Origin of the sequence: Blastococcus saxobsidens (assembly GCF_002938435.1) — a bacterium.
GTDB classification, from domain to species: Bacteria; Actinomycetota; Actinomycetes; order Mycobacteriales; family Geodermatophilaceae; genus Blastococcus; species Blastococcus saxobsidens.
Map to the genome: position 1 here is coordinate 212,666 of NZ_POQT01000001.1, position 17,085 is coordinate 229,750.

The window sequence follows — 17,085 nt, forward strand, 5'->3', positions numbered from 1 at the left end:
CACACGAGGGTCGGATACTGCACGTGTGTCCGAAGCCACAGTCGACGTCGCCGACCTCCGTTCCCACGCCGACAGCCCCCCGCCGGACGAGCGCGCCGACGAGCTGCCGCTGCGCGAGGACATCCGCCTGCTGGGGCGGGTCCTCGGTGAGGTGATCGGCGAGCAGGCCGGTCCCGACGTGCTCGACCTCGTCGAGTCCACGCGCCGGGAGGCCTTCCGCATCCGCCGCTCGGAGGTCGACCGGGTGGAGCTGGCCCACCGGCTGGCCGAGCTCGACGTGCGGTCGGCCAACCACCTCATCCGGGCGTTCAGCCACTTCTCCGTGCTGGCCAACCTCGCCGAGGACATCCACCACGAGCGCCGCCGGAGGCACCACCGTCGCGCCGGCTCACCCCCGCAGAAGGGCAGCCTGGCGGCGACCTTCGCGCTGCTGGACCGGGCCGACCTCCCCGCCGACGACGTCGCCCGCGAGCTCGCCGGAGCCCTCGTCTGCCCGGTGGTCACCGCGCACCCCACCGAGGTGCGCCGCAAGACCGTCTTCCAGGTGCAGCGCCAGATCACCGAGCTGATCCGGCAGCGCGACCGCGCGGTCGACGGCGACGTCGACGACGCGTGGTCGGCGCAGCTGTGGCGCTCGGTCCTGACCCTCTGGCAGACGGCGCTGCTGCGGCTGTCCCGGCTGCGGCTGCAGGACGAGATCGACGAGGCGCTGCGCTACTACGAGCTGTCGCTGTTCGACGTCGTCCCGGCCATCAACGCCGAGCTGCGGCGGGCGGTCGAGGAGCGGTGGCCCGGGGCCGGGCTGCTGCGCCGGCCGATGCTGCTGCCCGGCTCCTGGATCGGCGGCGACCGCGACGGCAACCCGTTCGTCACCGCCGAGGCGCTGCGGCGGGCCACCACGCGGCAGGCGGACACGGCGCTGGGCCACCACCTGGGCGAGCTGGCCGAGCTGCGCAACGAGCTGTCGATGTCCGACCGGCTGGTCACCCCCACCCCGCAGCTGTACGCGCTGGCCGACGCCTCGCGCGACGACTCCCCGTTCCGCGCCGACGAGCCCTACCGGCGGGCGCTGACCGGCATCTCGGCGCGGCTGGCCGCGACTGCGGCCCGGGTGCTGGGTTCCGTGCCGGGCGGCGCCCAGCCGGTGCCGGGGCTGCCGCCGTACGAGGAGCCGGACGAGCTGCGCGCCGACCTCGACGTGGTCGACGCCTCGCTGCGCAGCCACGGTGCCGGCTCGCTCGCCGACGACCGCCTGCTGCGGCTGCGCGAGGCGGTGGAGGTGTTCGGCTTCCACCTCTGCGGGCTGGACCTGCGGCAGAACTCGTCGGTGCACGAGCAGGTCGTCGGCGAGCTGCTGGCCTGGGCCGGGGTGTGCGACGACTACACGGCCCTCGACGAGGCCGCCCGGGTGGAGCTGCTGGCCGGGGAGCTGACCCTGCGCCGTCCGCTGGTCCGCCCCGACGCGGAGCTGTCGGAGGAGGCGCGCACGGAGCTCGACGTGCTGCTCGCCGCGGCCGAACGGGTGGCGCTGCTGGGGCCGCGGACGATCCCGAACTACGTGATCAGCATGTGCGAGTCGGTCAGCGACGTCCTCGAGGTCGCCGTCCTGCTCAAGGAGGTGGGCCTGCTCGACCCGGCGGGCGCCGACGGCCCCACGTGCCCGGTGGGCATCTCGCCGCTGTTCGAGACGATCGGCGACCTGCAGAGCGCGGCGAGCACGCTGGGCGCGATGCTCGACCAACCGCTCTACCGGGCGCTGCTGGGCAACCGGGGCAACGTGCAGGAGGTCATGCTCGGCTACTCCGACAGCAACAAGGACGGCGGCTACCTCGCCGCCAACTGGGCGCTGTACCGGGCGGAGCTGGAGCTGGTGGAGCTGGCCCGCCACGAGGGGGTGCGGCTGCGGCTGTTCCACGGCCGGGGCGGCACCGTCGGTCGTGGAGGCGGGCCGAGCTACGAGGCGATCCGGGCCCAGCCGCCGGGCGCGGTGGCCGGTGCGCTGCGGATCACCGAGCAGGGCGAGGTCATCGCGGCCAAGTACGCCGACCCCGACCTCGCCCGACGGAACCTGGAGGCGCTGGTCGCCGCCACGCTGGAGTCCACGCTGCTCGACGTCGAGGGGCTCGGCGACGACGCCGAGGACGCCTACGCGCTGCTCGACGAGCTGGCCGGCGGCGCGCAGCGCGCCTACCGGGAGCTGGTGCACGAGACGCCGGGCTTCGTCGAGTGGTTCCGGGCCGCCACCCCCATCGGCGAGCTGGCCGAGCTGAACATCGGCAGCCGCCCGCCGTCGCGCAAGGCCGGGAACTCCATCGCCGACCTGCGCGCGATCCCGTGGGTGTTCAGCTGGTCGCAGACGCGGATCATGCTGCCCGGCTGGTACGGCACCGGGTCGGCGCTGGAGGAGTGGGTGGGCGACTCCGCCGAGCGGCTGGAGCGGCTGCGCGACCTGCACCGGCGGTGGCCGTTCTTCCGCACCGTGCTGTCCAACATGGGCATGGTGCTGGCCAAGACCGACCTGGGCCTGGCCGCGCGCTACGCCGAGCTGGTACCCGACGAGGAGCTGCGCGCGCGGGTGTTCGATCGGATCACCGCCGAGCACGAGCGCACCTGCCGGATGACCCTCGCCGTCACCGGTGACGACCAGCTGCTGGCCGACAACCCCTCGCTGGCCCGGTCGATCCGCAACCGCTTCCCCTACCTGGAGCCGCTGCACCACCTGCAGGTGGAGATGCTGCGGCGGCGCCGGAGCGGGGAGGACGACGAGCTGACCAGCCGCAACATCCAGCTGACGATCAACGGCATCGCGACCGCGCTGCGCAACAGTGGCTGAGCACTGGTTCCTCCGGCGCCGGCCCGTGCCCGACGGCGAGCTGCGGGTGGCGGTCAGCGGCGCGGAGATCCGGGAGGCGGCGCTGTCGCTGGGGATGTCGCCCGAGGCGCTGGCGCCCGCGGTGCACGACCCGCGGTTGCGCGTGCTGGTGGACGGGGGGCAGGCCGCGGCGCTCGTGCGCCGGCAGTGGCACCCCGAGGGCTTCGCCGAGGCGGTGGTGCTGCGGCGGTCGGGGGTGCCGCTGGAGCACCCGGCCGTGCGAGCGCTGGCCATGGGCTGGGGCTGCGCCCAGGTGCGGCACGGCAGCACCGACCGGTGCCGCGCCGTCGTCGGCCCCGGCGAGGGCTCAGCCCTGGCCGACCGGTTCCGCTACCTCGCGGCGCTGGCGGCCAGCCGGGTGGAGATCGCCGTCGGGCTGGCCCGCGACAGCGGCGAGGAGCGGACCAAGGACGACGGCAGCCCCTCGCTGGCCGCCGACGAGGCCGCGCACGCCGCTGCGGTGGACGTGCTGGGGGCGCTCGGGGTCACCGTGCTGAGCGAGGAGCGCCGCGACAGCCCGGTCACCGCCTCCGACCCGTGGATCGTGCTCGACCCGCTCGACGGCACCGGCAACTTCTCCGCGGGCATGCCGCCGTGGGCGTTCTCGGCGGCCCTGGTGCACGACGGGGTCCCGGTGGCGGGCCTGGTGGCGGACCTGGCCTCGGGCCGGCGGTGGACGGGCGTGCACGGGATCGGTGCCGAGCGGGACGGGGTGCCGATCGCGCCCCGGCCGGGCAGCACCGTCGTCGTCCCCAGCGGGCCGTCCGGGCAGACGGTCGCCGTGCCGTCGACGGTCCGGCGGATCCGGGTGACCGGCTGCACCGCGGTGGACCTGTGCCTGGTGGCCGACGGCGCGGCGGCGGCATGGCACGACCTGGACCGCAGCGGCACCCACGTGCACGACGTCGCCGGCGGCCTCGGGGTGCTGCTGGCCGCCGGCGGGGCCGCTCTCGACCCGGCCGGCCGGCCGCTGCGGCTGGAGCCCGACACCGAGGCGAAGATCCGGTTCGCCGCCGCCTCCTCGACGTCGGAGGCGGAGGCGCTGATCCGCGCGGTCGGCTAGCTCCCGGCGGCCGCGGCGCGGGCGGCGGCCAGCAGCGACTCCCGCTCGTGCATCGTGGTGCGGGCCCGCCCGCGGGTGGCGCCGAGGGACTGCTCGGCGGCGTCGATCGCTCGCCAGTTCTCCAGCAGCAGCGGTTCCGCGCCGCGGGCCTGCAGCGTCGCCACGAGGTCGTCGACCGGTCCGCGCACCAGCAGCGTGCCGTCCGCGGCGTCGGCCAGCAGCCCGGCGATCGTCTCCCGCGCGTCGTGCTTGTTGTGCCCGACCACCCCGGTCGGGCCCCGCTTGATCCAGCCGGCCACGTACTCCCCGGGGGAGGGGTGGCCGTCGCGCAGCACCCGCCCGGCCTCGTTCGCGACCGTCCCCGAGCGCTCGTCCACGGGCAGCCCCGGCAGCGGCGTGCCCCGGTAGCCGACCGAGCGCACCACGAGGTCGGCGGGGACGACCTCCAGCTCGCCGGTACCCACGGCCCGGCCGTCGCCGTCGACCGCGGTGCGCTCCACCTCGACGCCGGTCACCCGGTCGGTGCCGAGCAGCCGCACCGGGCGGCGGAAGAAGCGCAGCCGCAGCCGCACGCGACCGGCCGTGGCGGTGTGGTCGGCCCAGCCGCGGAGGACGGCGAGGTTGCGGCTGACGTTCCGGTCGGCGGCCGCCCGCTCCTCGCTGCCGGGGTCGAGCTCCAGCTCGGCCGGGTCGACCAGCACGGTCGCGTCGGCCAGCCCGTCGAGCTCGCGCAGTTCCTGGGTCGTGAAGGTGGCCTGCGCGGGGCCGCGCCGGCCGAGCACGGTGACCTCCTCGATCGGCGCCGCGGCGAGCGCGTCGAGCACGTGCTGCGGCATGTCGGTGGGCTCCAGCTCGGCGGCGGTGCGGGCCAGGACCCGGCCGACGTCGAGGGCGACGTTGCCGACCCCGACCACCACCGCGGAGCGGGCGCCGGCGAGCGCGGCCTCCACCCGCCCGCGGTCGGCGTCGGGGTGGCCGCAGTACCAGGAGACGAACTCGGTGGCGGCCAGGCTGCCCGGGAGGTCCTCGCCCTCGATGCCCAGCTGCCGGTCCAGCGCGGCACCGTAGGTGTAGACGACGGCGTCGACGTGCCGCCGGAGCTCGTCGAGCGTGATGTCGGTGCCGATCTCGACGTTGCCGACGAACCGGACCAGCGGGTGGTCGAGGCTGCGGTGCAGCGTGTCCCGGATGGCGCGCATCTTCGGGTGGTCGGGCGCGATGCCGTGGCGCACCAGCCCGAACGGCGTCGGCAGCCGGTCGATGAGGTCGATCGCGACCGGGACGTCGCTCTGCCGGGTCAGGGCATCGGCGGCGAAGATCCCGGCCGGTCCGGCGCCGATGACCGCCACGCGCAGGGGATGGGCGGACGAGGGGGGAGGGGGAGTTCCGTCGTCGGCCACGACTGGCATCCTGGCCCCGCCGGAGCCGCTCCACCAGAGCTGGCGTCCGATCGGCCCATCCCCGTCGCCCCAGGAGGCACCCGTGCCCGTCGTCGTCGTCGCCACGATCACCCCACGGCCGGACGCGGTGGACGCCGTCCGGGAGGCCATCCTGGCCGCGGTCCCGAAGGTGCACGCCGAGCCCGGCTGCGAGCTGTACGCCCTGCACGAGGGCGACGGCGTCTTCGTCATGGTGGAGCGGTGGGAGAGCCCGGACGCGCTCCGGGCGCACGGCAAGGCGGAGGCGCTGACCACGCTGGGGGCGGCACTGGCCGACAAGCTGGCGGCTCCGCCGGACGTGCGCCGGCTCTCGGCGCTGCCGGCCGGCGACCCGGACAAGGGCGCCGTCTGACCTGCTCCGGCGCGGGGTGGCTCAGCGGCAGGCGTGGTTGCGGTCGAGGTCGTCCGGCACGTACTGGGTGAGCTCCACCTCGCCGTCGGGCACCAGCGGTGACCGCTCGCAGGCCGCCACGGCGCCGCTGAGCGACGTCGCGCCGGCCAGCCAGCTGGGCAGACCGGCCAGCGGGCTGTCGTCGGGCACCTCGCCGACTATCTGGGCCCACTGGTAGCCGGTCGAGTACAGGCCGACCCGGCCGTCCTCGTCGGTCAGGTACTCGGCCATGCCCTCGAGGGCGGCGCGGTTGCGGGCGCGTGCGTCGTCGGACCCGGTCTGCCAGGTGTTCATCGTCTCCACGTCCAGCCACCACGTGTAGCGCTGCGGCCGGCTGTCCAGCCGGGCCGCCCGCGCCGCGGGACGGAAGAAGGCCTCGACGCTGGTGCGTGCCCGCTCCCAGCCGTACTGCCACGAGCAGGCCATCGAGTTGCCGCCGTCGCACCGTCCGTAGGGCGTCTCGCCGCCGGAGGGCCAGGTGACGACCTGGTCGCGCAGCTGACCGGGGTTGGCGGTGTTGAGGTACAGCTGCAGCGCCGGCTGGCCGGGGACCACGCCGGAGGAGCCGGCCGCCCACGTCAGCTGGTCGGCCAGGCACGGGTTGGTCCGGGTGGCCAGGCCACCGTTGACCCCGACGACGGCGAACGCGGCGTCGTCCGGCAGGTCCGTGCCGCACTGCGGGTGGGAGACGTCGTACCCGACGGTCCGCAGGAAGCCGGAGGTCTCCACGGGGGCAGCCGTCGCCGTCGCCGGAGCACCGAGCAGGGCGGCGCCGACGGCGAGAGCGGGGACCACCCATCGTGATGCCGATCTCATCGTGGCGCGAACGTACACGCCGGAGCCGGGTGCCAGCCGGGTGCCGGCGATGCCTTGATCAGACCGCCTGGCAGACCGGGCACCAGTGCAGGTTGCGGCCCACCATGACCTGCGTACGCACCTCCGTGCCGCAGATCCGGCAGGGGAGACCGGTGCGCCGGTACACGTAGTGCGCGTCCTCGCGGCGAACGGCACCGCTGCGCCGCGACCGGTCCTCGGGGCGGGTGGTGACGATCCGGCCCATCCGGACACCGGCCCGCATCAGGGTGACCAGGTCGGCCCACATGGCGGCCCAGAGGTCGGCGTCGACCTGGCGACCGGGCCGGAAGGGGGACACCCGGTGCCGGAAGAGGATCTCCGCCCGGTAGACGTTCCCGACGCCGGCCAGCACGGCCTGGTCCATGATCAGCGCGCCGATCGCCGTCCGGCTGGCGGAGATGCGACGGAGGGCCGCGGCTCCGTCGGCGCGGGGGCGCAGCGGGTCGGGACCGAGGCGGTCGAGGATGCGGTCCACCTCGGGGGCGGGGAGCACCTCGCAGGCGGTGGGTCCGCGCAGGTCGGTCCACACGCCGGCGCCATCGGGACCGTCGGCCTCCCAGCGCATCCGCAGCGCTCCCCGGGGGGGCGGCGGCATGCCCGCACCCGTGGTGAAGGAGCCGTAGAGGCCCAGGTGCACGTGCAGGTGGTCGCCGCCGAAGCGGGCGAACAGGTGCTTGCCGTAGGAGAAGACCTCGTCCAGCACCCGACCGTCGAGCAGCGCGGCGCCGGCGTCGAACCGGCCCTGCGGGCTGGTGACGTGCACCGGTCGGCCGGCGAACAGGATCGACTGCTCCCGCGCGAGGCGGAACAGGGTGTGGCCCTCGGGCATCCGCGCAGCCTAGGTCGCCGCCCGGACCGGTCCGCTCAGTGGGCGGCGGTCGCCAGGCCGAAGTGCGGCCGGTCCGCCGGGGCCACGAGATCGGTCGTCTCGGGGTGCTGCTGGATGTAGTGCCGGACGAAGGAGCAGTAGGGGAGCACGGTCAGACCCCGCTCGCGGGCAGCGGTGAGGACGCCGGCGACCAGCGCCTTCCCGATGCCCTGGCCGCCCAGGGAGGGGTCCACCTCGGTGTGCGGGAGCGTCATCTGGCCGTTCTCGACGTGGTAGCTGGCCAGACCGACGACTCGCTCGCCCTGCCGGACCTCGAAGCGCCCCTTCTCGGGGACGTCGACCACTGTCGTCTCCATGCTGCGACCCACCTTCCGTCATCCCCGGCGTCGTTGCCGGAGCGCGACGTTCGTCGTAGCACCGTAACCCTGGGGAGCAGCGTCGTCGCTCTTCTGCGCCGACGAGTCGGGTCCGGCCGGGGTTCCCGGGCGGCCACCCGATAGCCTCTCGGGCGTCGGTCGGGGGCGCGTCGAGTGCGCCCAGGCCCCCGTAGCTCAGGGGATAGAGCATCGGTTTCCTAAACCGTGTGTCGCAGGTTCGAATCCTGCCGGGGGCACCGCAGTCGTGGACGGGGTGGGTGGCAGCCGCACCACCTCGGGTGGAACCGCGCCGCCCACCCGCGCGTTGGACGTCGAGGCAGCGCGTCCGCGCCGACCCACCCCCGTCGAAGAGAGCCATGAGCACAAGTCACAGAACCCAGGCCGCGCACCCCACCTCCGGTGAGCAGGTGCGCGGCCGGTGACGGAAGTGCTCACCCTGCTGCTGGGCGTGCTGGTGGTCCTGGCGATCACCGCGGTGACCGCGTACTTCGTGGCCCAGGAGTTCGCCTACATGGCGGTCGACCGCTCGGCGCTGGCCGTCGGTGCCCAGGGCGGTGACACCGCGGCCGAGCGGGCGCTGGGGGTCACCCGCCGCACCTCGTTCATGCTGTCCGGCGCGCAGCTGGGCATCACCGTCACCGGGCTGCTGGTCGGGTACGTCGCCGAGCCGCTGATCGGCCGGTCCCTGGGCGCGATGCTGGGCGGCGTGGGCATCCCGACCGCCGTGAGCGTCGGCATCGGTGCCGTGCTGGCGCTGCTGTTCTCCACGGTCGTGCAGATGCTGTTCGGGGAGCTGCTGCCGAAGAACCTCGCCATCGCCCGGCCGGAGCCGGTCGCCCGCCGGCTGGCCGCGTCGACGACCGTGTACCTGAAGGTCTTCGGCTGGCTGATCACGGTGTTCGACCAGGCGTCGAACATGCTGCTGCGGGCGTTGCGGATCGAGCCGGTGCACGACGTCGAGCACGCCGCGACCGCCCGCGACCTGGCGTACATCGTCGAGGAGTCCCGCGAGCGCGGGGACCTCCCCGAGGAGCTGTCGATGATGCTCGACCGCATCCTCGACTTCCCGCACCGCGACGTCGGGCACGCGATGATCCCGAGACCCCGGGTGGGCACCGTCGCCGACACCGACACCATCGACCACCTGCGCGAGCTGATGACCTCCGGGCACTCCCGCTACCCGGTGCTGGAGACCGGGACGGGTGACGTCGTCGGTGTCGTCCACCTGGCCGACGTCCTGACCACCCGGCAGCCGGGAGCCGCGCCGGTGACGGCCATCGCCCGCGAGAGCCTGGTCCTCTCCACGTTCACCCCGCTGCCCGACGCGCTCGGCCAGCTCGCCGGGTCGGACAACCAGATGGCCTGCGTGATCGACGAGTACGGCGGATTCGCCGGCGTCCTCACGCTGGAGGACCTCGCCGAGGAACTGGTCGGGGAGATCACCGACGAGCACGACACCGAGCACCCCGAGTACGTGCCCGTGGAGGGTGACGGCGTGTGGGAGATGCCCGGGGACGTCCACATGGACGAGGTCGAGCGCGCCCTGGGGGTCGACCTGCCGAGGGGCGACTTCGAGACCGTCGCCGGCCTGGTCATCGCCGTCTCCGGGACCCTGCCCGAGCCCGGGACGGAACTGACCGTCGAGCTGCCCCCAGATCCCGGTGACCTCGTCCACGAGGACCAGCCCACCGCGCGCCTGCTCCACCTGCAGGTGCTCGCCGTGGAGCGGCACGTGCCGTCCCGGGTGCGCCTGGAACTCCCCGACCGCGCGAGGACGACCGGCGGGTCCGGTTCGGCCCCGGCAGCCGAGGAGGGGACCCGATGAGCGACAACCCGTGGGTGGTCGTCGTCGCCACCGTGGTGATCGTCGCGCTGAGCGCGTTCTTCGTGGCGGTGGAGTTCGCCGCGCTGGCCGCCAAGCGGCACCGGTTGGAGGAGGCCGCGCCGAGCAGCCGGTCCGCCCGTGCGGCGCTGCGCAACTCCTCGGAGCTGACGCTGCTGCTGGCCGGCTCGCAGCTGGGCATCACCGCGGCCACCCTGGCGCTCGGTGCGATCAGCAAGCCGGCGGTGCACCACTGGCTCACGCCGCTGTTCGGGTCGTGGGGGCTGCCCCTGGTGGCCGCGGACGTCGTCGGCTTCGTCCTCGCGCTGCTGGTGGTGACGTTCATCCACCTGGTGGTCGGGGAGATGGCCCCCAAGTCGTGGGCGATCGCGCACCCGGAGCGCTCGGCCACCCTGCTGGCGGCACCCATGCGGGCGTTCATGGCGGTGTTCCGGCCGCTGCTGCGGGCGCTCAACGCGGCCGCGAACGCCATCCTGCGCCGGGCCGGGGTCGAGCCGTCCGACGAGCTCGCCGTCGGGCACAGCCCGGACGCGCTGCGCCACCTGGTGGAGCACTCGGCCAACGTGGGTGCCCTGGACGCGAGCTTCTCCGAGCAGATCTCCGTGGCGCTGGAGCTCGAGCGGCTCACCGTCCGGGAACTGCTCGGCTCCGGTTCCCGCCCGACCGGCGTCCGCGCCGCCGCGACCGTCGGCGAGGTGCGCGGGGAGACCCACCGCTCCGGTCACCTGCGGATCCTGCTCGGCGCGGCCGCGGGCGAGCAGCTCACCGGCGTGGTCCACGTCCGCGACACCCTCACCGCACCCGACGAGGCACCGGCGGCTCCCTTCGCCCGCCCGGTGTTCGCCCTGGCCGCCGGCACCACCGTGCACGCGGCGCTCAAGTCGATGCGCGAGACGCGCAACCACCTGGCCGTCGTCACCGACGGCGGTGCGGTCGTCGGCGTCGTCACGCTGGCCGACGTGCTCCGCCGGCTGTTCCCCCGGTCCGCCGCTCCGGCGGCCTGACCACCGGCGCCCGGACAGCAGTGCGGCCGGGCCCCGGATCGGGGCCCGGCCGCAGCAGGGGTTCGCCGGCGGCGTGCGCTCAGTGCACCGAGCGGTTGCGAGAGCCGGCGATCCCCTCCGCGACGCCGATGAGCAGCACCGCGGCGATCACCGCCACGACGAAGCCGAGCACGTTGAGCTCGAAGATGTCCCCGGTGCCCAGCAGGTTGGCGACGACGCCCCCGATCACCGAGCCCACGAGGCCAAGCAGCAGGGTCGCGACGATGCCCAGGTTCTGCTTCCCGGGCTTGAGGAGGCGCGCGAGCGCGCCGATGATGAGGCCGGCGACGAGGAATCCGATCATGGCCTCACAGATGCCTGAGGGCCGACGGCGACAAACGCCCACTGCGCGTCGGTGGCCTCCGGATCGGCGGCCCCCTCGATCGGTCCGGCAGCAGCCGACCGGACGACGGTGCACCGGTGGGGATCCCGACGCCGGATGAACGCGTCGGTGGTGCGTGCGGCCCGGTCGGGAGGCCAGCCCGCCGAGGCCCGGTGCCCGAGGACGGACGGTCAGCGGGAAGCCGCGCTGCGCCTCGCGGGGGTCGACCGTGGGTGCTCCGGGCGACGGCGGATGCGCCGGTGAGCCGGCCACGCCGGGAACGCACTGCGTGATCGCTCAAGCTGCGCGTTCACCCGGTCGATGGAGTGCAGGTCAGCACCTCGTCGAACGGAAAGCAGAGCAGCCACCGTGTCCAGCCCGATGCCCGGCACCACCCGCGGAGCGATCCGCGTCCTGATCCTCGCCGACGCTCCGGTGCTGCGCCGCGGTCTGGTCGGCATGGTGGACGAGACCGCCGGGCTCCTGGCGGTCAGCGCCCCCGGTGAGCCGCGCCGCGCCCTGACGCTGGCCGAGTCCGCCCGCCCCGACGCCGTCATCGTCGAGCTCGGTGCCGGCCGCGCCGCCACGCTCAGCGCCTGCCGCGACCTGCGCCGCCGCTACCCGACGCTGGCCATCGTCGCCGTCGCCGTGTCCGCCGACCCCGCCGTGGTGAACGAGTCCCTGGCCGCCGGTGTGCGCGGCTACCTGCTGATGAACACCTCGTCCACGCTCCTGGGCTGGGCGATCCTCGCCGCCCGCGCCGGCCGCACCGTCGTCGACCCGCAGATCCGCCGCGGTGAGACCGACGGCGTGCCCGAATCGCGCGAGCTGGTGCTCGAGGTGCCGCTGACGCGCCGGGAGTCCGACGTGCTCGACGAGCTGGTGAAGGGCCAGTCCAACCGCTCGATCGGCCAGAACCTGTTCATCTCCGAGGACACCGTGAAGTCCCACGTGAAGGCGATCCTGCGCAAGCTGGGCGCCCGCGACCGGTCGCACGCGGTGTCCCTGGTGCTCAAGGCCCGCGGGCCGGCCTGCACCTGCGGCGCGCACGCGCCGGCCGAGGTCCCCGCCGAGGTCTGACCGCACCCGGGATCCGGCACGGGCGCTCCCGCCTGCGGGCAGGGACCATGGGGGCGTGACCCTCGCACCTCCCGCCACCGCGGGGACCGGCGCCTCGGTGGACGCGCTGGCCGACCTCGTGGCCGACGGCGACGTCGTGGTGCTCTCCGGCGCCGGGCTGTCGACCGACTCGGGGATCCCCGACTACCGGGGCGCCACCGGCAGCCTCCGCCGGCACACCCCCATGACCTACCAGACCTTCACCCGTGACCCTCGCGGTCGGCACCGGTACTGGGCGCGCAGCTTCGTCGGCTGGCGGCAGATGCGGGCCGCCCGTCCCAACGACGGCCACCGGTCGGTGGCGGAGCTGCAATCCGCAGGGCTGCTCCGGGGGGTCATCACGCAGAACGTCGACGGCCTGCACCAGGCCGGCGGCGCCCGGGACGTCGTCGAGCTGCACGGCGGCCTCGACCGCACCGTCTGCCTCGGCTGCGGCGACGTCGCCGACCGTGCGGCGCTCGACGAACGGCTGCAGGCGGTCAACCCCGGCTTCGGCCCGCGGGTCGACGAGATCAACCCCGACGGCGACGCCGAGCTGCCCGACGCGGTGCTCGACGGCTTCGTGATGGTCGACTGCCTGGCCTGTGGCGAGGACCTGCTGAAGCCCGACGTCGTGTTCTTCGGCGAGACGGTGCCCCGCGACCGGGTCGACTCCTGCTTCGCCCTGGTCGAGGAGGCCGGCGGCCTGCTCGTGCTGGGCTCCTCCCTGTCGGTCATGAGCGGCTACCGGTTCGTGCTGCGCGCGGCCAAGCTCGGCATCCCGGTCGGGATCGTCAACGTCGGACCGACGCGCGGGGACGCCAAGGCCGACGTGCGGGTCGACGCCCCGCTCGGCCAGGTCCTGCCGGCGCTCGCGGCCCGCCTGGCCGGATGAGCCGCGAGGTCGAGCCGACCGACGACGGCCGGTACGTCGTCGTGGACGGCCGCCGCTGGCGGACCGCCGACCCGGCGCTGCCCGACGACGTGCCGACCCGGCTGCTGCACCACCTGGGCGTGGCCCGCTCGGCGGTGCGCACGGCCGCCGGGGACGACGCCGCGGTCGCCGCCGCCCGCGCCCGGGTGCAGCTGGCCAAGACCGGCCTGGGGGAGCGCGGGCCGGCGTGGTGGCGAAAGGACCTCCCTGCCCCCCCACCGCTCGCACGCTCGCGGCGGGCCCCTGCAGGAAGGCCACGGCTGATCCGGCGGGCAACGGCGCGTTCGGTCACGATGGTGGGCGATGCAGACCTTCGTGCCGGTGGCCGACTTCGCCGACAGCGCGCGGCTGCTGGACTCCCCGCGGCTGGGCAAGCAGCGGGTGGAGACCCTGCAGATCCTGCGAGCGCTCGAGCTCCCCGACTACGGCTGGGCGAGCCATCCCGCCGTCCTCATGTGGAAGGGCCGCACCCCGGCGCTGGTCGCCTACGGGCTGGCGATGGCCAGGGTCTGGCGCGAGCGCGGCTTCGCCGACACCACCGAGGCGCAGATCGGCGAGTTCGCCCCCGAGGTGATCGGCCGGTCGCAGGCTGAGCTGGCGGCGGCCGGCCTGCTGCCCTCCTGGATCGGCAACGAGGCGCTGCACCTGTCGCACCGGTCCAACCTGGTCGCCAAGGACCCGGAGTTCTACCGCGGCCGCTTCGCCGAGCTGTTCGGCCCCGAGCCGGACGACCTGCCCTACCTCTGGCCGGGGCCGGACGACGTGCCCCCGCGGCCCGAGCCCCAGGGTGTGCGGGTCTGGGTGGCGCGGCCGCGGTCGCACAACGAGCTGGGCGCGTGCCTGGCCGCCGGCGTGGTCGGGCTCGGCACGCAGTCGGGGATCGACGTCGACGCCACCGGACTGGACCCCGCCGAGCTGCGCGCGCTGTCGAAGGAGATCTCCGGGCGCCGGCCGGCCAAGGACCTCCGCCAGCTGTCGGCCTTCCTCGACGAGGTGCGACCGGGTGACCGGATCGGCCTGCCCGTCGAGCACGGGGCCGGGCTGCTGATGGGCGAGGTGGTGGGCGACTACCTCTTCCAGGGGCGCGAGCTGCTGCCGCACCGGCGACCGGCGCGCTGGGAGCGGGTGGTGCCGCGGGCGGCCGCCCGGCCGCCCGCGACCCTCCAGGACCCCCGCGCGCTCTTCCAGGTCACCCTCGACCCGGCGGTGCTGGACTAGCCGCAAAGCCGTTCAGCGGCACGTTCTGCAGCCGCACCTGGCCGCGGGCGACGAGCTTGCCGTCCTCGGCGCGGGTCAGCTGCACCAGCCAGAGCTGCTGGGTGCGGCCCTGCTGGATCGGCTCGGCGACGACGTCGAGCCGGCCGCCGGTCGTGCTGCGGACGAAGTCGGTGTTGTTGTTGACCCCGACGGCGAACTGGCCGTGCTCCTGGACGGCCACGCTGGCGCCGACGCTGGCGGCGGACTCGATCACGGCGCTGTACAGGCCTCCGTGGACCACGCCCCACGGGGTGTGGTGGTCGGGCCCGACGTCGACGTGCCCGCTGACCCGGGTGCCGCTCGCCTCGGCGATCTCGAAGCCCATCGCCGCGACGAACGCCCCGCCGGCCGTCAGGTCCACGGGCGGGCGGTCGGCGCTCACGAGTCCCACACCAGGCAGAACGGGTGCCCGACCGGGTCGGCGTAGACGCGGAAGTCGCCCCCGCCACCGGGCAGCTTCCGCGCGCCCAGCGCCAGCACCTTCGGCTCGGCCTCCTCGATGTCGGCGACCCGCACGTCGAGGTGGAACTGCTGCGGCCGGCCCGGATCCGGCCAGTCCGGCGGCTGGAGGTCGGGGGCCTGCTGGAAGGCCAGCCGGTAGCCGGCGCCGGTGAGGACCACCCAGTCGTCGCCGGGACCGCCCTTGCTGATCTCCATGCCGAGCAGGCCGGCGTAGAAGCCGGCCAGGGCGTGCGCGTCAGGCGCGTCGATCACGACGGAGTGGAGTTGACCGATCATGCGACCCATCCTCACCTGGCGGCCGGGCGGCCGACAGCCCGGACCCGGCACGGGACCGCTGCGATCCGGCCACGGCCCCCGCCTGCGGTCGATCGAGCGCGTGCCGCAGGATCGGGGCATGCCCGACCTCCCCGCGCCCGCTCTCGGCTCGCTGACCTGGCTGCCGGCCGCCGACCGCCCGGACCTGGTGGCGGCCCCGGTGGCCAGCGCGCTGGCCGTCCTCGACGGCCCGGCGTGGGTCGCCGAGATCGACGACGACCTGGCCGACACCGCCGCCTTCACCGAGGCGTACGGGGTGCCGCTGGAGGCCTCGGCCAACTGCGTCGTCGTCGCCGCCCGCCGCGCCGGGGAGACCACGCTGGCCGCCTGCCTCGTGCTCGCCACCACGCGGGCGGACGTCAACGGGCTGGTGCGCCGGCACCTGGGTGCGCGGAAGGCGTCGTTCGCACCGCAGGACGTCGCGGTCGCCGAGAGCGGCATGGCCTACGGCGGCATCACCCCGGTCGGCCTGCCCGCGTCCTGGCCGCTGCTGGTCGACGCGGGCGTCGCGGCGGCCGACCTGGTGGTCATCGGCTCGGGCACGCGCGGCAGCAAGCTGGCGGTCCCGGGCTCGCTGCTGGCGGCGCTGCCGGCCGCCGAGGTGCTCGAGGGCCTCGGTCAGCCGCTGCCGGACGAGGCCCCCTCGCCACCGCCGGCCCAGCCGCTGCGCGTGCGCCGGGCCCCGGACGACAGCGACGTGGGATGGGGCGAGCGGCCCTCCGACGTCTCCGACGACGACCGTCGCTACCTCGAGGACCGGCCCCCGCACTGGGGCAGCGACTGATCAAGGACCCTCCTGCTCCCCGCCACTCGCAGGCTCGCGGCGGGGCCCTGCAGGAGGGCCGTTCCAGTGCGTTCCTCCCTGCTGGGTGCGCAGCAGGTCGCGGATCTCCACCAGCAGCTCCACCTCGGTGGGCGCGATCGGACCGGGTTCCTCGCCCTGCACGCGCCGCTCCAGCAGCCGGTGCAGCGGCATGACCACGAGGAAGTAGAGGACCGCCGCGGTCAGCACGAAGGTGATCAGCTGGCTGACGAACGCCCCCCAGGTGAAGGTCTGCCCGTTGACCACGAACGTGCCGCCCAGTTCGCCGCCGCCGCCCAGCACCGCGATGAGCGGGGTGAGGAACGACTCGGCGAACCCGTTCACCAGCATCGTGAACGCCGAGCCGATGACGACCGCGACGGCGAGGTCCACGACGTTGCCGCGGAACAGGAAGTCCTTGAAGCCCTTCAGCACCTGACCATCCAGCCACACCCGCGCCCGGCCCGCTCGGGCGGCCGGTCAGGGTGGTGGCAGGCTGATGGTGAGCGTCGCCTCCGCCGACGCCGCGGCGAGGCGGGCCGCGGTGCCGGCGTCCACGGCGAGCAGCAGCAGACCGGCACCCGGGTCCGCCACGTCCGCCCGGCCGGGGGCGGCCAGGACGAGCGCCCCGGCGGCGACCCGCTCCGCGACCGCGGTGCCGCCCGCGGTGGCCAGCACGTCGACCCGGTCGCCGGCGCGGACCAGCGCGGTCACCGCCAGGTCGGCCAGCCGCACGGGGGCTGCCACCTGACCCTCGGGCAGCAGTGCGGTCAGCCCGGCCCCGACCAACCGGGCGTCGGTCAGCGGCTCACCGCGGCGCACCCCCGCGGCCAGCACCCGGTGCTCGAGCAGCTCGGGCCGCTCCACCACGCCGTCGGGCACCACGTCGGGCGGGACGGCCGCCACGGTCAGGTGCCCCGCGGCCAGCTGCGTGCCGGCGGGGAGATCGGCGACCGCCACCACCACCGGGACCGCGGCGGGTCCACCGACCCCGGCAGGGGCCGGGTCCGGCTGGAGCGCGAGCACCAGGGCAAGGCTGACGAGGAGCCCGGCGGCTCCGCGGCGGGCGAGATGGACGGGTGACCGGGACCGGCGCAGACGCGGCATGCGCCGACCCTGCCCGGCGCGGGTGCGCGGGCAGGGTCGTCGCGGCGTTCTGTGGACCCGGTGCGCCCCTGTGGAC

General features: G+C 75.0%; 18 protein-coding genes and 1 tRNA gene. 10 read left to right on the forward strand and 9 right to left on the reverse strand.

What is annotated here, in order from left to right:
- The first annotated feature begins 25 nt into the window (after positions 1-25).
- Both ppc and C5507_RS01060 read left to right on the forward strand, forming a co-directional pair.
- Positions 26-2,833 carry a phosphoenolpyruvate carboxylase gene (ppc, locus tag C5507_RS01055; RefSeq protein ID WP_104526665.1) on the forward strand — a complete coding sequence of 936 codons (2,808 nt, stop codon included), beginning with the start codon at positions 26-28 and terminating at the stop codon, positions 2,831-2,833.
- Positions 2,826-3,935 carry an inositol monophosphatase family protein gene (locus C5507_RS01060; protein WP_104526666.1) on the forward strand — a complete coding sequence of 370 codons (1,110 nt, stop codon included), beginning with the start codon at positions 2,826-2,828 and terminating at the stop codon, positions 3,933-3,935. Before ppc ends, C5507_RS01060 begins: the two co-directional genes overlap by 8 nt.
- Here C5507_RS01060 and C5507_RS01065 read toward each other — a convergent pair.
- Positions 3,932-5,335: a ferredoxin--NADP reductase domain-containing protein gene (locus C5507_RS01065; protein WP_207225908.1), complete on the reverse strand. Its 1,404-nt coding sequence runs from the start codon at positions 5,333-5,335 to the stop codon at positions 3,932-3,934. The genes C5507_RS01060 and C5507_RS01065 overlap by 4 nt on opposite strands.
- An 82-nt stretch (positions 5,336-5,417) precedes the next feature.
- Between C5507_RS01065 and C5507_RS01070 the strand changes: the two genes are divergently transcribed.
- On the forward strand, positions 5,418-5,726 hold the full coding sequence (locus tag C5507_RS01070; RefSeq protein WP_207225909.1) for a putative quinol monooxygenase: 309 nt from the start codon (positions 5,418-5,420) through the stop codon (positions 5,724-5,726).
- A 21-nt stretch (positions 5,727-5,747) separates the two neighbouring features.
- On the opposite strand, the gene C5507_RS01075 is transcribed toward C5507_RS01070, so the two are convergent.
- The 3 genes from C5507_RS01075 to C5507_RS01085 are packed head-to-tail and all read right to left on the reverse strand — an operon-like array spanning position 5,748 to position 7,805.
- Positions 5,748-6,581 (reverse strand): glycoside hydrolase family 25 domain-containing protein, encoded by an 834-nt coding sequence (locus C5507_RS01075; RefSeq protein WP_104526669.1) that lies wholly within the window; start codon positions 6,579-6,581, stop codon positions 5,748-5,750.
- A gap of 58 nt (positions 6,582-6,639) precedes the next feature.
- Positions 6,640-7,449 (reverse strand): Fpg/Nei family DNA glycosylase, encoded by an 810-nt coding sequence (locus tag C5507_RS01080; RefSeq protein ID WP_104526670.1) that lies wholly within the window; start codon positions 7,447-7,449, stop codon positions 6,640-6,642.
- A gap of 35 nt (positions 7,450-7,484) precedes the next feature.
- Positions 7,485-7,805 carry a GNAT family N-acetyltransferase gene (locus C5507_RS01085; protein ID WP_104526671.1) on the reverse strand — a complete coding sequence of 107 codons (321 nt, stop codon included), beginning with the start codon at positions 7,803-7,805 and terminating at the stop codon, positions 7,485-7,487.
- A gap of 184 nt (positions 7,806-7,989) precedes the next feature.
- Here C5507_RS01085 and C5507_RS01090 point away from each other — a divergent pair.
- The 3 genes from C5507_RS01090 to C5507_RS01100 all read left to right on the forward strand — a co-directional run bounded on the left by C5507_RS01090 (position 7,990) and on the right by C5507_RS01100 (position 10,673).
- A tRNA-Arg gene (locus C5507_RS01090) sits at positions 7,990-8,062 on the forward strand.
- A 182-nt stretch (positions 8,063-8,244) separates the two neighbouring features.
- A complete protein-coding gene (locus C5507_RS01095; protein WP_104526672.1) occupies positions 8,245-9,651 on the forward strand; it encodes a hemolysin family protein in 1,407 nt (468 codons plus the stop codon).
- The gene (locus tag C5507_RS01100; protein WP_104526673.1) at positions 9,648-10,673 is read left to right on the forward strand and encodes a CNNM domain-containing protein; all 1,026 of its coding nucleotides are present in this window, start codon (positions 9,648-9,650) and stop codon (positions 10,671-10,673) included. Before C5507_RS01095 ends, C5507_RS01100 begins: the two co-directional genes overlap by 4 nt.
- 79 nt (positions 10,674-10,752) lie before the next feature.
- Here the strand turns inward: C5507_RS01100 and C5507_RS01105 are convergent, their stop codons facing one another.
- Positions 10,753-11,016 (reverse strand): GlsB/YeaQ/YmgE family stress response membrane protein, encoded by a 264-nt coding sequence (locus C5507_RS01105; RefSeq protein WP_104526674.1) that lies wholly within the window; start codon positions 11,014-11,016, stop codon positions 10,753-10,755.
- 387 nt (positions 11,017-11,403) lie between these two features.
- Here C5507_RS01105 and C5507_RS01110 point away from each other — a divergent pair, with 387 nt between their 5' ends.
- The 3 genes from C5507_RS01110 to C5507_RS01125 all read left to right on the forward strand — a co-directional run bounded on the left by C5507_RS01110 (position 11,404) and on the right by C5507_RS01125 (position 14,284).
- A complete protein-coding gene (locus tag C5507_RS01110; RefSeq protein ID WP_104526675.1) occupies positions 11,404-12,114 on the forward strand; it encodes a response regulator transcription factor in 711 nt (236 codons plus the stop codon).
- A gap of 55 nt (positions 12,115-12,169) precedes the next feature.
- Positions 12,170-13,027, forward strand: coding sequence for an NAD-dependent protein deacetylase (locus tag C5507_RS01115; RefSeq protein ID WP_104526676.1), 858 nt, complete (start codon positions 12,170-12,172; stop codon positions 13,025-13,027).
- A 342-nt stretch (positions 13,028-13,369) separates the two neighbouring features.
- Entirely contained in the window at positions 13,370-14,284 is a 915-nt protein-coding gene (locus C5507_RS01125) for an MSMEG_6728 family protein (protein ID WP_104526677.1), read from the forward strand.
- Here C5507_RS01125 and C5507_RS01130 read toward each other — a convergent pair.
- Both C5507_RS01130 and C5507_RS01135 read right to left on the reverse strand, forming a co-directional pair.
- Positions 14,256-14,705 (reverse strand): PaaI family thioesterase, encoded by a 450-nt coding sequence (locus C5507_RS01130; RefSeq protein WP_242611328.1) that lies wholly within the window; start codon positions 14,703-14,705, stop codon positions 14,256-14,258. The two genes, C5507_RS01125 and C5507_RS01130, sit on opposite strands and share 29 nt — an antisense overlap.
- Entirely contained in the window at positions 14,702-15,061 is a 360-nt protein-coding gene (locus C5507_RS01135) for a VOC family protein (RefSeq protein ID WP_104526678.1), read from the reverse strand. Before C5507_RS01135 ends, C5507_RS01130 begins: the two co-directional genes overlap by 4 nt.
- Before the next feature lie 118 nt (positions 15,062-15,179).
- On the opposite strand from C5507_RS01135, the gene C5507_RS01140 reads away from it, so the two are divergent.
- Entirely contained in the window at positions 15,180-15,884 is a 705-nt protein-coding gene (locus tag C5507_RS01140; RefSeq protein WP_104526741.1) for a YbaK/EbsC family protein, read from the forward strand.
- Here C5507_RS01140 and mscL read toward each other — a convergent pair whose 3' ends face one another.
- Together mscL and cpaB are read right to left on the reverse strand one after the other, a co-directional pair.
- On the reverse strand, positions 15,885-16,337 hold the full coding sequence (gene mscL, locus C5507_RS01145; protein WP_104526679.1) for a large conductance mechanosensitive channel protein MscL: 453 nt from the start codon (positions 16,335-16,337) through the stop codon (positions 15,885-15,887).
- 45 nt (positions 16,338-16,382) lie between these two features.
- On the reverse strand, positions 16,383-17,009 hold the full coding sequence (gene cpaB / locus C5507_RS01150; RefSeq protein WP_104526680.1) for a Flp pilus assembly protein CpaB: 627 nt from the start codon (positions 17,007-17,009) through the stop codon (positions 16,383-16,385).
- Positions 17,010-17,085 lie beyond the last annotated feature (76 nt).

Excerpts from the sequence above, each read along its gene's own strand:
- C5507_RS01075 (WP_104526669.1), bottom strand. The coding sequence starts at position 6,581 with ATGAGATCGGCATCACGATGGGTGGTCCCCGCTCTCGCCGTCGGCGCC.
- C5507_RS01080 (WP_104526670.1), bottom strand. The coding sequence starts at position 7,449 with ATGCCCGAGGGCCACACCCTGTTCCGCCTCGCGCGGGAGCAGTCGATC.
- C5507_RS01085 (WP_104526671.1), bottom strand. The coding sequence starts at position 7,805 with ATGGAGACGACAGTGGTCGACGTCCCCGAGAAGGGGCGCTTCGAGGTC.
- C5507_RS01100 (WP_104526673.1), top strand. The coding sequence starts at position 9,648 with ATGAGCGACAACCCGTGGGTGGTCGTCGTCGCCACCGTGGTGATCGTC.
- C5507_RS01105 (WP_104526674.1), bottom strand. The coding sequence starts at position 11,016 with ATGATCGGATTCCTCGTCGCCGGCCTCATCATCGGCGCGCTCGCGCGC.
- C5507_RS01125 (WP_104526677.1), top strand. The coding sequence starts at position 13,370 with ATGCAGACCTTCGTGCCGGTGGCCGACTTCGCCGACAGCGCGCGGCTG.
- C5507_RS01135 (WP_104526678.1), bottom strand. The coding sequence starts at position 15,061 with ATGATCGGTCAACTCCACTCCGTCGTGATCGACGCGCCTGACGCGCAC.
- C5507_RS01140 (WP_104526741.1), top strand. The coding sequence starts at position 15,180 with ATGCCCGACCTCCCCGCGCCCGCTCTCGGCTCGCTGACCTGGCTGCCG.
- cpaB (WP_104526680.1), bottom strand. The coding sequence starts at position 17,009 with ATGCCGCGTCTGCGCCGGTCCCGGTCACCCGTCCATCTCGCCCGCCGC.